The 13,103-nt window shown below is 67.4% G+C and carries 15 protein-coding genes; 9 read left to right on the forward strand and 6 right to left on the reverse strand.

Going from position 1 to position 13,103, the window contains the following annotated elements:
- The first annotated feature begins 100 nt into the window (after positions 1-100).
- Positions 101-829 carry a TetR/AcrR family transcriptional regulator gene (locus G6N55_RS06490; protein ID WP_085226871.1) on the forward strand — a complete coding sequence of 243 codons (729 nt, stop codon included), beginning with the start codon at positions 101-103 and terminating at the stop codon, positions 827-829.
- Here G6N55_RS06490 and G6N55_RS06495 read toward each other — a convergent pair.
- The 3 genes from G6N55_RS06495 to pcaH are packed head-to-tail and all read right to left on the reverse strand — an operon-like array spanning position 779 to position 3,221.
- Positions 779-2,020 carry a lyase family protein gene (locus tag G6N55_RS06495; RefSeq protein ID WP_085226869.1) on the reverse strand — a complete coding sequence of 414 codons (1,242 nt, stop codon included), beginning with the start codon at positions 2,018-2,020 and terminating at the stop codon, positions 779-781. The genes G6N55_RS06490 and G6N55_RS06495 overlap by 51 nt on opposite strands.
- On the reverse strand, positions 2,017-2,481 hold the full coding sequence (locus G6N55_RS06500; RefSeq protein WP_085226867.1) for a carboxypeptidase regulatory-like domain-containing protein: 465 nt from the start codon (positions 2,479-2,481) through the stop codon (positions 2,017-2,019). The genes G6N55_RS06495 and G6N55_RS06500 overlap by 4 nt, the downstream gene beginning before the upstream one ends.
- Positions 2,478-3,221: a protocatechuate 3,4-dioxygenase subunit beta gene (pcaH, locus tag G6N55_RS06505; RefSeq protein WP_085226865.1), complete on the reverse strand. Its 744-nt coding sequence runs from the start codon at positions 3,219-3,221 to the stop codon at positions 2,478-2,480. Before pcaH ends, G6N55_RS06500 begins: the two co-directional genes overlap by 4 nt.
- A gap of 98 nt (positions 3,222-3,319) precedes the next feature.
- On the opposite strand from pcaH, the gene G6N55_RS06510 reads away from it, so the two are divergent.
- The 6 genes from G6N55_RS06510 (at position 3,320) to G6N55_RS06535 (ending at position 7,906) form a co-directional block, all read left to right on the forward strand.
- Positions 3,320-4,675 carry a Rieske 2Fe-2S domain-containing protein gene (locus G6N55_RS06510; RefSeq protein ID WP_085226864.1) on the forward strand — a complete coding sequence of 452 codons (1,356 nt, stop codon included), beginning with the start codon at positions 3,320-3,322 and terminating at the stop codon, positions 4,673-4,675.
- The gene (locus G6N55_RS06515) at positions 4,672-5,196 is read left to right on the forward strand and encodes a 3-phenylpropionate/cinnamic acid dioxygenase subunit beta (RefSeq protein WP_085226862.1); all 525 of its coding nucleotides are present in this window, start codon (positions 4,672-4,674) and stop codon (positions 5,194-5,196) included. The genes G6N55_RS06510 and G6N55_RS06515 overlap by 4 nt, the downstream gene beginning before the upstream one ends.
- Before the next feature lie 20 nt (positions 5,197-5,216).
- Positions 5,217-5,447 carry a dihydrodiol dehydrogenase gene (locus tag G6N55_RS06520; RefSeq protein ID WP_085227148.1) on the forward strand — a complete coding sequence of 77 codons (231 nt, stop codon included), beginning with the start codon at positions 5,217-5,219 and terminating at the stop codon, positions 5,445-5,447.
- Positions 5,444-6,250, forward strand: a complete 807-nt coding sequence (gene hcaB, locus G6N55_RS06525) for a 3-(cis-5,6-dihydroxycyclohexa-1,3-dien-1-yl)propanoate dehydrogenase (RefSeq protein ID WP_085226860.1) — start codon at positions 5,444-5,446, stop codon at positions 6,248-6,250. Before G6N55_RS06520 ends, hcaB begins: the two co-directional genes overlap by 4 nt.
- Positions 6,247-6,972, forward strand: a complete 726-nt coding sequence (locus G6N55_RS06530) for a class II aldolase/adducin family protein (protein WP_085226858.1) — start codon at positions 6,247-6,249, stop codon at positions 6,970-6,972. Before hcaB ends, G6N55_RS06530 begins: the two co-directional genes overlap by 4 nt.
- A 94-nt stretch (positions 6,973-7,066) precedes the next feature.
- Complete coding sequence (locus G6N55_RS06535) at positions 7,067-7,906, forward strand: polysaccharide deacetylase family protein (protein ID WP_085227146.1); 840 nt, start codon at positions 7,067-7,069, stop codon at positions 7,904-7,906.
- 9 nt (positions 7,907-7,915) lie between these two features.
- Here the strand turns inward: G6N55_RS06535 and G6N55_RS06540 are convergent, their stop codons facing one another.
- The 3 genes from G6N55_RS06540 to G6N55_RS06550 are packed head-to-tail and all read right to left on the reverse strand — an operon-like array spanning position 7,916 to position 11,470.
- On the reverse strand, positions 7,916-8,719 hold the full coding sequence (locus tag G6N55_RS06540) for an IclR family transcriptional regulator (protein WP_085226856.1): 804 nt from the start codon (positions 8,717-8,719) through the stop codon (positions 7,916-7,918).
- Between the two features lie 36 nt (positions 8,720-8,755).
- Positions 8,756-9,814 (reverse strand): permease, encoded by a 1,059-nt coding sequence (locus G6N55_RS06545; protein WP_085226854.1) that lies wholly within the window; start codon positions 9,812-9,814, stop codon positions 8,756-8,758.
- Between the two features lie 3 nt (positions 9,815-9,817).
- The gene (locus G6N55_RS06550) at positions 9,818-11,470 is read right to left on the reverse strand and encodes an acyl-CoA synthetase (protein ID WP_085226852.1); all 1,653 of its coding nucleotides are present in this window, start codon (positions 11,468-11,470) and stop codon (positions 9,818-9,820) included.
- Positions 11,471-11,584: 114 nt separating this feature from the next.
- Here G6N55_RS06550 and G6N55_RS06555 point away from each other — a divergent pair, with 114 nt between their 5' ends.
- Both G6N55_RS06555 and G6N55_RS06560 read left to right on the forward strand, forming a co-directional pair.
- Positions 11,585-12,427, forward strand: a complete 843-nt coding sequence (locus tag G6N55_RS06555; RefSeq protein WP_139827103.1) for an SGNH/GDSL hydrolase family protein — start codon at positions 11,585-11,587, stop codon at positions 12,425-12,427.
- Positions 12,424-13,089 carry a DedA family protein gene (locus G6N55_RS06560; protein ID WP_085226850.1) on the forward strand — a complete coding sequence of 222 codons (666 nt, stop codon included), beginning with the start codon at positions 12,424-12,426 and terminating at the stop codon, positions 13,087-13,089. The genes G6N55_RS06555 and G6N55_RS06560 overlap by 4 nt, the downstream gene beginning before the upstream one ends.
- Positions 13,090-13,103: the final 14 nt, after the last annotated feature.

The raw sequence follows: 13,103 nt of genomic DNA on the forward strand, positions 1-13,103 counted from the left end.
GGACGCGGCTCGACGAAGGCGTTGAACTTAATCGACATTCTCGTTCGTATTAATCAACAATTTCCCTGGCATATATCGAGGTACCCCTAGGGTATGTGCCGTGTCCGATCCCTCGACGTACACCGGGTACGCGCACGCCTCGCGCGGCCGGCGGGCGTCACATCATTCGGGTGACGACCGCGAGAAGGCGATTCTGGCCACCGCCGAGCGCCTCCTGGAAGAGCGGCCGCTGGCCGACTTCTCCGTCGACGACCTGGCAAAAGGCGCCGGCATCTCCCGCCCGACCTTCTACTTCTATTTCCAGTCGAAAAACGCGGTGCTGCTGTCGTTGCTGGACCAGATGAACACCAAGGCACACGAGGCCCTCAGGTTGCTGCGCGCCAAGCTGTCCGACGACCCGGCGACGCTGTGGCGCGACCGCATCGAGGCGTTCTTCGAGGTGTCGGGATCGCACCGCGCGGTCGCGGTGGCCGGTGCGGCCGCCAAGTCCACCAACCCCGATGTCCGGCAGCTGTGGTCGACGCTGATGCAGAAGTGGATCTCGTTCACCACCACCGCGATCAAGGCCGAACGTGAACGCGGCGCGGCGCCGGACACCATCTCGGCCGAGGATCTGTCCATCGCGCTGAACATGTTGAGCGAGCGGGTGATGGCCGCGACGTTCACCACCGAGGAACCGGCGATCCGCGAAGACCGGGTGATCGACACGCTGGTGCACATCTGGCTGGCCAGCATTTACGAGGACGGCAACGCCTCGGCCGGGCATGCGGGCCTGGCGCTACGGGATACGGTGACCTCCCTGGCCGACTACCCGCTCGGCGCGACGTAGGCTCTCGTCGATCAACCGGTCGACGGCGCCGAAATAGGTTGGCGACGGCGGCGTCGCGGCCAGGTCGGCGATTGCCTGTTGCTCACCGAGAACGTCTGCCGCACCGAGGTTCTCGGCCATCCGCGGGGCATGCACCTGCAACCCGGCCAGCAGCTCCGCGGATTGGGAGCCCGCGATCACGGTCCGCCGGGCCAGGATCCGCAGCGTGTCCCATTCGGCATGCCAGGCGCCGTCGGGGCGTTCGTCGTTGGCCAGCGCCGCCGCGGTGTGCAGGGTCGCCGCCAGCTGCGGTGCCGATATCGCGGCCCGCCGGATCAACACCGACAGCACCGGGTTGCGCTTGTGCGGCATCGACGACGAGCCGCCGCGGTGTTCGGCAGGCGGCTCGCTCAGCTCGCCGATTTCCGGTCTGACCAGCGTGAGCACATCCGAGGCGATCCGGCCCCAGCTGTCGGTGCAGCCGAGGAAGGCGTCCGCCGCGGCGGTGACCGGCGTCCGGGTGGTATGCCATGGCGCTCGCGCATCCAGTCCCAAAGTGGCTGCCGCACGGCGCATTACCTGCTCCGCGACCTCCCCGGGATCCGTCGCGCCGGTCAGTAGCGTCGCGAGTTCCGTGGTAGCCGACCAGGTTCCGACGGCACCGCCGACCTGGATCGGGGTGATCAGCGCGCAAAGCCGTTCGTACGCGTCGACGACACCGTCGCACCACCCGGCCGCCTTGGCGCCGAACGTGGTGGGCGCGGCCTGTTGAGTGAGCGTGCGGGCCACCATCGGGGTGCCCCGATGTTCGTTCGCAAGGTTGATCAGTGCCGAAATCTGTTCGCGCAGCTGTGTTCTCAGCTCGTCGGCGGCGGCACGCACGCCCAGCATCAGCGCGGTGTCCACGACGTCCTGGCTGGTGAGCCCGCGATGGATCCACGGGCCGATACCGGGCTCGGCCCGCTGGCGCAGCAGCTGGACCAGCCCGACGATCGGGTTGCCGCCGTCCTCGGCGCCGGCCGCGAGCGCCGCCAGGTCCTGGTGGCCCACCAGCTGTGACAGGTCGGCGTTTTCCGCGCCGGCCGGCGCCAGACCCGTGGCGGCCAGGGCGACAAGCCACGCGGATTCCACCGCCACCATCGATGCCAGCAGCGCGCGATCGGTCATGTGCTCGCCGGCGCGGCGATCGCCCGGCCACAACAGATTGCTCATCCCCCGGCGCCCCGGTACGCCAGAAACACGGTCTCGCGTGGACCCTGCAGGTGAATGTCGAACCGATAGTCCGTTCGACTTTCGGCGACGCAGCACAAAGTTGCTCGCCGGTCGGCGTCGACGGTCCCCAGGTTCACGTCCGCGCCGGGCAGATAGGCGCGCGTGAACAATCGGTCCAACAGTCCGCGAGCGAAGACGGTGATGGCGAAGAACGGCGGCCTTCGCGGCGCCACGGTGGTGAAGCTGTAATACCCGGCGGCATCCGTTGCGGCCCTGCCCCATCCTCCGTCGGCCTGCCAAAGTTCGACCACGGCATCCGGGACCGGTTCGCCGGCGCCGTCGTACACCGTGCCGTGCAGCCGGATCGCCGCGGCGTCGTCGACCAGGCGGGTGCGGCACGGCAATCCGAGATGCAGGAACGGTCCGACGGTTTGCCCTGGGGTGCAGAACAATTCAGTCATGCGTGCTCCAGGAACCCCAGCACGATGTCCCACCGATACCCGGTCGCGAACTCCGGCTCGGTGAGGCCGTGGTCGTAGCCGGCGATCAGCCGTTGGCGCGCAGCGGGATCCACGACCGATTGGAAGATCGGGTCCAGATCGAACAGCGGGTCGCCCGGGAAGTACATCTGGGTGACCAGGCGCTGGGTGAATGCGGTCCCGAACAGCGAGAAGTGGATGTGGGCCGGTCGCCAGGCGTTGTGATGATTGCGCCACGGATAAGGGCCGGGCTTGACGGTCAAGAATCGGTACGTCCCGTCGGGCCCGGTCAGGCAGCGGCCGGCCCCGACGAAGTTCGGGTCCAGCGGAGCCGGGTGCTGGTCGCGCTGGTGGCGATAGCGACCGGCGGCGTTCGCCTGCCAGATCTCGATCAGCTGGCCGGCCAGCGGTCGGCCGGACTGGTCGAGCAACCGCCCGGCCACGATGATGCGCTCGCCGATCGGCTCGCCCGGATGACCGGCCGTCAGGTCGGCGTCGCGCGGATCGACGTCGCGCTCGCCGAAGCACGGCGCTGTGCGCTCGAGCTCGTCGGGATCCACAAGCAGCAGAGGTTGTTTCGGGTGGCGCAGCGCGCTGCTGCGGTACGGCGGATAGTCCAGCAACGGCTGGGTGTCCGCGCCGCCGGCGTGCCGAGCCGCGATTTCGGCGATCTCCGCCGTGATGTCCCCCTGCGACGCGACGCGCTCCGGTGCGGCCCTCACGAAGCGTGAGGCTACTCGCCCAATTGACCAGCCCGGGCGTTCTGCGGGATTCTACTAAGCGGAATTTATTTCTGTAGAGCAGAGTAGCGAGGTTTCCCGTGGCAGACGATGTCGAGGACGGCCTATTCGAGAATGTGCGCCGCGGCCTGGTCCCCGCACACATCTACAACGACAGGCGGCTGTTCAACCTCGAGAAGGAGCGCCTGTTCGGCCGGGCGTGGACGTTCGTCGGCCACGAGTCGGAGATCCCGCAGGACGGCGACTACGTGGTGCGCCGGGTCCTCGATGATTCGTTCATCCTGACCCGTGACGCCAATGGCGATGTCCGCGCGTTGTTCAATATGTGCCGGCACCGCGGCATGCAGGTGTGCCGCGCGGAGATGGGAAATGCCTCCAACTTCCGGTGCCCGTATCACGGCTGGACGTATCGCAATGACGGACGGCTCACCGGCCTGCCGTTCCACCGCGAGGCCTACGGGGGCGACGACGGCTTCACCAGGACCGCCCACGGCCTGCTGCCGGCACCGAACTTCGCCAGCTACAACGGTCTGCTGTTCATCAGCCTGGATCCGCACGCGGAGCCGTTGCAGGATTTCCTCGGCGACTTCCGGTTCTATCTCGACTTCTACACCAAGCAGAGCACCGGCGGCCTGGAGGTGCGGGGGCCGCAGCGCTGGCGGATCAAGGCGAACTGGAAGATCGGCGCCGAGAACTTCGCCGGCGACATGTACCACACGCCGCACACGCACGCGTCGATCGTGGAGATCGGCCTGTTCCGAGAACCCAAGGCGCAGAAGCGCAAAGACGGCGCCACCTACTGGGCGCATCGCGGCGGCGGGACCACCTACAAACTGCCGCCGGGCAGCTTCGAGGAGCGAATGCGCTATGTCGGCTATCCCGACGAGATGATCGAGCGGATCAAGGGCGTCTGGTCGCCCCAGCAGCAACGGGTGGTCGGCGACGACGGGTTCATGATCTCGGCAGCCACCTGCTTTCCCAACCTGAGCTTCGTGCACAACTGGCCCCGCGTAAGAGACGGGGTGCACGACGGGCATGACGAGGTGCTGCCCTTCATCTCGATCCGCTTGTGGCAGCCCATCAGTGAGAAGGAGACCGAAGTCTGCTCGTGGTTCGCGGTGGACTCCGCCGCGCCGGCGCAGTACAAAAAGGATTCGTACAAGGCCTATCTGATGTGCTTTGGTTCGACCGGCATGTTCGAACAAGACGACGTGGAGAACTGGGTGTCGCTGACCACCACCGCGGGCGGCTCGATGGCACGCCGGCTGCTGCTGAACAGCCGGATGGGCCTGCTGTCCGACGACCGCCCGGTGGTCGAGGCGCTACCCGCCGAGTCCTTCCACGGCCCGGGGCGCGCGCAGGTCGGCTACAACGAGTACAACCAGCGCGAGTTGCTCAAGCTGTGGGCCGACTATCTGCGGGAGGTCGGGGTATGAGAAAGCCGTTGCCGTCGCTACCTTTTGATGACCCCCGGCATCTTCAGGCACACCAGTTCCTGGTGGACGAGGCCTACCTGCTGGACGCCCAGCAGTACGAGCTGTGGCTGGAGACGCTGACCGACGATGTCCGCTACACGATGCCGGTCCGGGTCACGACCGCCCGCGGCGCCGGGTTCGACACCTCTCCGGGGATGGCCCACTTCGACGAGGACAAGTACTCGCTGAGCCAGCGGGTCGCGAGGATGGGCACCGAACACGTGTGGGCCGAGGATCCGCCGTCGCGGCTGCGCCATTTCATCACCAACGTGCGCACCTTCGAATCCGACGACGCACACCTGGTCGTCGAATCCGCCGAACTGCTGTTCCGCAGCCGCGGCGACGTCAACGAGAGCGCACTGCTGTCATGCGGTCGCGAAGACGTGCTGCGCTGGTGCGATGATCGATGGAAACTCGCCCGGCGGACGATCAGCGCCGACGAGTCGGTGTTGCGGATGCAGAACCTGGCGGTGTTCCTGTGAACGACGAACTCGAACGGTTGATGGCGGGCGCGGTCGGCGAAACACTCACGGTGGCAAACGAATTCACCGAGGTCGTGATACAGCGAGTCGACACCCGCAATGGATCGAGACTGCTGATCCGCGCACCGAGAACGGGGCGCTGGATCAGCCTGGACGCACTAGAGGTGGAGGCACTGACGTGGCAGAACCCCCGAACGATGGCGGCGATGGTCGGGAACTCTCAGGCGCCGCTGCTCCCCGATCCCCAGTGACCACCTGGCTGCCCGGCAAACGCGCGCTGGTCGTGGGCGGCGGATCCGGAATCGGGCGGGCCGTCGTCGACGCCTTCCTCGCCGAGGGCGCCAGAGTCGCTGTGCTGGAACGTGATCCGCAGAAGTGCGACCTGTTGGTCGAGCAGCTACCCGATGTTGAGGTGCTGCAGGGAGACGCGATCACCAGCGAGGCCAACCATCGCGCGGTCACCGCGGCGGTCGACTCCTTCGGCGGGCTCGACATCCTGGTCAACTGCGTGGGGGTCTTCGACTTCTACCGGGGCGTGACCGATCTCGACGCCGACGGTCTCGGGGACGCGTTCGACGAAATGTTTCGCACCAACGTGCTGAGCCATCTGCAGTCCGTCAAGGCGGCGGTCGCCGCGCTGCGCAACGGGACCGAGCCGTCGATCGTTCTGACCGAGTCCGCGTCGTCGTACTACCCGGGGCGCGGTGGCGTGCTGTATGTCTCGTCGAAGTTCGCCGTGCGCGGGCTGGTGGCGTCGTTGGCCCACGAGCTCGCGCCGCAGATCCGGGTCAACGGCGTGGCGCCCGGCGGCACGCTCAACACCGACTTGCGCGGCCTGAACAGCTTGGGGCTCAACGACACCCGCCTCGATGACTACCCGAACCGGGCACGCGACGTCGCCGCCCGCACCCCGTTGAACGTCGCGCTCTCCGGGGCGGACCACGCGTGGTCGTTCGTGTTCTTGGCCTCCGGGCGGTCCCGCGGCATCACCGGTGAGACCATTCACCCGGACGGCGGATTCGGCATCGGCACACCGAAAGTGGAGCCACGATGACCGGCGAGCTGGACCGGCAGCGCACCCTGGTGGCGCTGGGCTGCCGGGTCGCCGCGTCGCGCGGCCTGGTCGACGGGATGCTAGGGCACCTGAGCCTGCGCGTCGACGACGATCACCTGCTGGTGCGCTGCCGCAGCGAGTCCGATACCGGCGTGGCCTTTACCCGGCCCAGCGACATCCGCCTGATCCGTTTCGACGGCAGCGCCGGCGCCAGTGGCGAACTCGACGGGTACAGCGTTCCCAACGAACTGCCCATCCACGTCGAGACCATGCTGGCCGACGCGCAGCACCGGGCCGTCGCGCACCTGCACCCCGCCGCCGTCGTCGCCGCCGATCTGGCCGGCGTCACGATCCGGCCGATCTGCGGGGCTTACGACATTCCCGGCGCCTGGCTCGCGCGCGACGGCGTGCCGGTTTACCCACGCGCCGTGCTGATCCGCACCAGCGCGCTGGGCAAGGACATGGTGGCCGCGATGCGCGGCCGGCCGGTGGTGATCCTGCGCGGACACGGAATCACCAGCGCCGCGGCCACTGTGCCGCGGGCCGTGCTGCAGGCGATCAGCGTCGACGGGCTGGCCCGGATGTCGTTGCGGGTGCTCGCGGCCGGCGGCACGCTGCACGACATCGCCGACGCCGACTGGGACGACCTGCCCGACTTGGGGCCGGCTTTCACCGCCGATGCGGCCTGGCGCCATGAGGTGGCGCGGCTGCGAGCCGACTGACCATAAGGTCACAAGTTCGCATCTGCTGGCGGACACTCGATGGTTACCCGCGGGATTGCCGCGCTGGTCGGCTTAGCCTTTGCAGGTGACCGAACTGGACCGCCGGCGATTTCTGGTCGCGCTGGCAGCGACGGTTGCGGTCAGCGGGATCTCGTTGTCCTCGGCGAACGGATCCCGGGAAACCGTGGCCCGCGCCGACGTTCTCGGATCCGCGCCCAACCCGGTCACTTTGGCGCCGCCCAAGTTGTTGCCGCCGCCGGGACCGGCGGCGCGTGTCACGCTGCCCGGCGGCTCGGTGCTCAAACAGCTTCCCGGCAACGGCGATCTGTTGGCGTGGACCGTCGATGACGGCGTCGACACCGATGTGGTGCGGGCCTACACCCAATTCGCCAAGGACACCGGCGTGCGGCTCACCTACTTCGTCACCGGCGTCTTCAAGTCCTGGACGGAGAATGCCGCGCTGCTGCGTCCGCTCGTCGACTCCGGGCAGATCCAGCTGGCCAACCACACCTGGACGCATCCAGACCTGACGAAGCTGTCGCCGAAGCAGATCGCCGACGAGCTGAAGAGCACCGATACGTTCCTGCGCGATATGTATGGCGTGGACGCCGCACCCTACTTCCGGCCGCCGTACGGCCACCACGGCGCCGTGGTCGACGCGGTGGCCGCCGACTTGGGCTACCAGGTACCCACGCTGTGGAATGGCGACTTGCGGGATTCCGCGCTGCTTTCCGAAGACCGGATCGTCAAGCTCGCCGACCAGTACTTCACCGCGCAGAACATCGTGATCGGCCATCTCAACCACGCGCCGGTCACCCACGTCTACGGACAGTTGGTGGAGATCATCCGGGCTCGCAAGTTGCGGACCGTCACACTCAACGATGTGTTCCTGCGTCCGGAAATCCCTTACCGGACACCGAGTTTCGCTACCTGAGCAGCTTACTCAACCCAGCTGATCGCCAATCTCCTTGGCCGCCTTGACAAGTACCGCCGCCACCGCTGCGTGCTGCGCGCTGTCGAGCCGATGCTGCGGCGCGGCCGCATTGAGCGCGAGTCGCAGGCCGGGAGCGCGGGTCGGAATGGCTACCGCGACGGAGGCGACGCCTTCCTCGCTCTCCTCCTCGTTGATGGCGTAGCCCCGCTCGCGGATGCGGGCGAGCTCGTCCTCCAACTCGGCGCGGCTGCCGATCGAGCGCGCGGTGATGCGCTCGAGTTGCTCGTCGGGCAGCAGCGCATGCAATTCCGGTTGCGACAGCTGGGCCAGCATGACCTTGCCCGTCGAGGTGCAATGCGCCGGCATCGTGCGTCCCAACCGGGAGGCGACCCGTACGGCGGCCGGGCCCTCGACCGCGGCGACGAAACGGACGTTGACGCCGTCGAGCATGCCGACGTGCGTCGTTTCCCGGAGCTGGTCGGACAGACCGCGCATGATGGGTGTGGCGCAACCCTGAATGTCGATGCGGCCGAAGATCGCAAACGCCACACCAGTGAGTGACGGACCGGGCAGGTAGGCCTTGGACACCGGGTCTTGGCGGACGAAGCCGCGATAGGTCAGCATCGCCAGCAGCCGGTGTGCCGTGGACGATGCCACACCCAGATAGCGGGTCGCCTCGCTCAGCCGGATCTGGGGCTGCTCGCCCAGCAGGAGCAGCAGCTTGAGCGCGTTGTCGACCGATTCGATCGGATACTGCGGCACAAGCGAATCGGCGGCCGGCTCGTTCGCGGCCTGCTGCTCCTTCTTCGGCACGAGTTCACGGTACTCAGTCGGCGCACGCTGCACGACTCACAGCACGCTCAGAACCGTCGCGCCGAGCAGCCCCGCCGCGACGACCACGCCGGACGCTGTCGCGATGGCCTTCCAGCCGAAGCTGCGGGCGACCATCGCGACGCCGGGCACACTGATGGCGGGCAGGGTGATCAGCAGTGCACCAAGCGGCCCCGACGAAACGCCGAGCAGCGCCAGGCTCTGCAGGATGGGGATCTCGCCTGCCGTCGGAATGACGATGAGGGTGCCGACAATCGCCGCCGGCACGACGATCAGCAGGCCGTGGTGCGCAGGTTGAGTCAACGTCACCAGCCAGCCGCGGAACGCCCCGACGACCAGCACCATGATCGCGTACTCCGGCAAGAGGACCAGGCACAAGCAGAGCAGGCAGCGCACGAATCTTCTTGCGGCCCCGCCAGACTCATCGTCAGGCGGCGCGATCGCCACCGGCCCGGATTCTGCTCGCGCGCCGGTGACCAGCCCCACCGCCACCGCAACGCCGACCACCGTCACCACCCCGACGACCGCGCGGGTCAGCGTCCATTGCCAGGGTGCGACGAAGAACAGGAAAACCAGTACGGCGGGATTCAGTAGCGGGTTTCCCAGCCAGTAGGCGATGGCCGCGGTCCGGGTGACGCCGTTGCGCCGCAACGTGACTGCGACGGGCGCGGCACAGCACGTGCACATCATCGATGGCATGCTCGCGGCTCCGCCGGCCAGCGCACTCGAGATCAAACCGCGGCGGTTCAGCATCCGCGGCAGCCACGTCCGCGGCACCAGCGCCTGAACGGAGGCACTGATCAGCAGCGCCACCACGAGTGCCGGCCAAATCGAGGCAAAGTACGCGTGAAAGAAGCTGGTGGCGGCATGCCATGTCGGACCGTCCCCGGCGTGCACTCCACCGACCGCGAGGATGTTCGACCCCGACCAGTGATGGGTCCGCTGTGCCGTCAAAGCTTTGGCGAGGTACGGCGTCCATTTCGCCCACAGCAGCCCGACCACGAACACACCCACCGTGACGAGCACGCCGATCGTGACGGCCACGCGACCCTGGATCCGAACCGAATTGACCGTCATTGATCAATCTTCCTGTGCGGCTTGAGCTTTCGCCCATCGGTAGTCGGCCTTGCCGGACGGTGACCGCTGCAGACGGTCACGGAAGATTACCGCCTTCGGCAGCTTGTAGCGAGCGACATGGCGGTCGGCCTCGGCGATGATGCTGTCGGCCATGTCGTCTTGCGAAGCCGGTTCCCCGTCGGCCAGCGCGACGATCGCGACAACTTCGTTTCCCCACCGGGTGCTGGGCCGGCTCGTCACCACCACGTCGTACACCGCCGGGTGCTCGGCGATCGCGGCCTCGACCTCTTCGGCGAAGATCTTCTCGCCCCCGGAATTGATCGTGACCGAATCGCGGCCCAGCAGCTCGATCTCGCCGTCGGCGAACCAGCGGGCCCGATCGCCGGGCACCGAATGCCGGATCCCGTCGATCACCGGGAACGTCCGCGCGGTCTTCTCCGGATCGCCGAGGTAGCCCAGCGGGATCAGGCCCTGCTGGGCCAGCCAGCCGATCTCGTCGTCGCCCGGGCTGAGGATCCGGGTCAGGTCCTCGCTGACCACCACGGCACCCGGGTTCGGGGCGAAACGGCCGGTCGCGCTGTGCGCGCGACTGGAGGCCTGGATCATCTGGGCTCCGGATTCCGACGCGCCACCCGCGTCCAGGATGGTCAGGTGTGGCAGCAGGTCCAGGAAACGCTGCTTGAGCGGTGCGCTGAGCGCCGCTCCGCCGGTGACCAGCAGCAGCAGTCCGGACAGGTCGTAATCGCCGGACTCGAGCGCGTCGAGCAGGGGCCGCCCGAAGGCATCGCCGACGAAGGACACCGACATCACCCGTTCGCGGCTGGCCAGCGCCAACGCCTCGGCCGGATCGAAGTGGGTGGTCGTCGGCGGCATCACGAAAGGCCGGCCGCCACACAGGCTGATGAAGGCCGCCCACTGCGCCGCACCGTGCATCAGCGGCGCGCAGGTCATCGAGCCGGGTCCTTGCAGCCGCGATCGCTCGATGACGTCCGCCATGCTGGTCACCGGCTCGCCGCCGAACGGCGGCCGTCCGCCCATCGCGTTCATATAAATGTCGTGCTGGCGCCACAGCACCGCCTTGGGCATCCCGGTGGTGCCGCCGGTGTAGAGGACGTAGAGATCGTCGGGCGACACCGTCAGATCGAGCGGCTCGTCGGACACCGACGCCAGCAGTTCCTCGTAGCGCACCGCCCCGGGCAACGGATCGTTGCCGGACTCGTCGTCGACGTGGATCAGCCGCATCGGCGCCAGCTCTGATTTCTCCAGCGCCTCGGCCAGGGTCGGGGCGAACCGCGCCTGATACATGACCGCTTCCGCGCCGGCATTGCCCAGCAGATAGCCCAATTCGTCGGCGACGTAGCGATAGTTCACGTTGAACGGGGCAACCCGCGCCAAGTACGCGCCCAGCATGCCCTCGAGGTACTCGTTGCAGTTGGCCATATACAGCCCGAGATGACTTTGCCCGGATTCGTGCGGCGCCAGCTCGTGACGTTCCCGGCGCACGCCCAGTCCCCACGAGTGCAGCGCCCGCGCGAGCCGCCGGGCCCGTTCGTGAGTTTGCGAGAAAGTGAATCGTCGGTGTCCAAATACAATGCAGTCGCGATCGGGATTGGCGGCCGCGACAGCCGAGAACACTTGGGCGAGATTGAATTCCACTGACTCTCCTCACGCCGACCGGTCCGGCGACAGCCACGCTACGCCAGCGTTTCGGGGCGGATGTCGCGCATCGGAATTCGGATCGGGTTTAGTCTCGGCATCGTGTACGGAGCTATGCGTGCCGGATACTCCAGGTACGTCGCCCTCGGCGACAGTCAGACCGAGGGCCTGTGGGACGGTGACGAAACCACCGGGTTGTTGGGATTCGCCGATCGTCTCGCCATCATGCTCGACACCCTCTACCCCGGGTTGCTATACGCCAACCTCGCGGTCCGCGGCAAGAAGCTGGGCGACGTGCTCATCGAGCAAATTCCTCCGGCGCTGGCTATGAAGCCCGATCTGATCACGGTGTGTGTCGGGATGAATGACGTCATCGCGCCCGGACGACAGTTCCCCCGGGCGCTGGCCGAGCTCGACTACGTCTATGCGGCGCTGGCCACATCGGGCGCGACGGTGGTGACGACGACCTTCCCGAACGTCGCGCAATTCCTGCCGTTCGGCCGCATCGTGTCCAAACGGCTTGCCCGGATGAACAACGCGATCACCGTCGCCGCCGGCCGCTACGGGTTCAAGCTCATCGACCTGTATAACGCGGCCTCGATGCGCGATTGGGACACCTGGAGCTTCGATCGCGTGCACGCGTCCCCCAAGGGTCATATCCTGTTCGCCGCCGCGGCCGCGGAGGCCCTGAATTTGCCTGACAGCAGCCATGATTGGGCCGCGGCACATCCCAATCCCACGCAGCTGTCGATTGCCGACGGCGCATACGGCCGGCTGCGCTGGACGCAAGACAATTTCTTCCCCTGGGTCTGGCGCCGCATGCGCGGCCTGTCCGCGGCCGACGGGCGATTCCCCAAACGCCCCGAGCTGGAGCCCATCAGCGTCCCGCCCGGCGCCGCGCCCATCGACGACATTGCGGTACGGGTTCGGCATCAGTCAGGCATTCTGGACCCATGAACGTCGAGGCTTTGCTGCAGTCCATCCCGCCGCTGGCGGTCTACCTCGTGGTCGGGGGTGTTGTCGGGGTGGAAAGCCTGGGCGTGCCGCTTCCCGGCGAGATTGTTCTGGTCAGCGCGGCGCTGATGTCGTCTCATCACAACCTTGACGTCAACCCGATCGGTGTCGGCGTGGCCGCCGTGATCGGAGCGGTGATCGGCGATTCGATCGGCTACTCGATCGGTCGGCGCTTCGGCATGGGCCTCTTCGACAAACTGGGCCGGCGCTTCCCGAAGCACTTCGGCCCGGGGCACGTGATGCTGGCCGAGCGCTTGTTCGACCGCTGGGGAATCCGGGCGGTGTTCTTCGGGCGCTTCATCGCGCTGCTGCGAATCTTTGCCGGCCCGCTGGCCGGCGCGCTGAAGATGCACTATCAGCGGTTCCTGGCGGCCAACGTGTCCGGCGCCATCTGCTGGGCGGGCGGCACGACCGCGCTGGTCTATTTCGCGGGAATGGCCGCCGAACGATGGCTGGAACGGTTCTCCTGGATCGCGCTTGTGATCGCGATCATCGCCGGCTTGATCGCCGCAATCTTGCTGCGCGAACGCACATCCCGTGCGATCGCCGAACTCGAGGCAGAGCACGCCGCGCAACACGGAAGCACCGCCGCCGACCCGGCTTGACGCGTTGGCGACGA

The organism is Mycobacterium florentinum, assembly GCF_010730355.1.
GTDB classification, from domain to species: Bacteria; Actinomycetota; Actinomycetes; order Mycobacteriales; family Mycobacteriaceae; genus Mycobacterium; species Mycobacterium florentinum.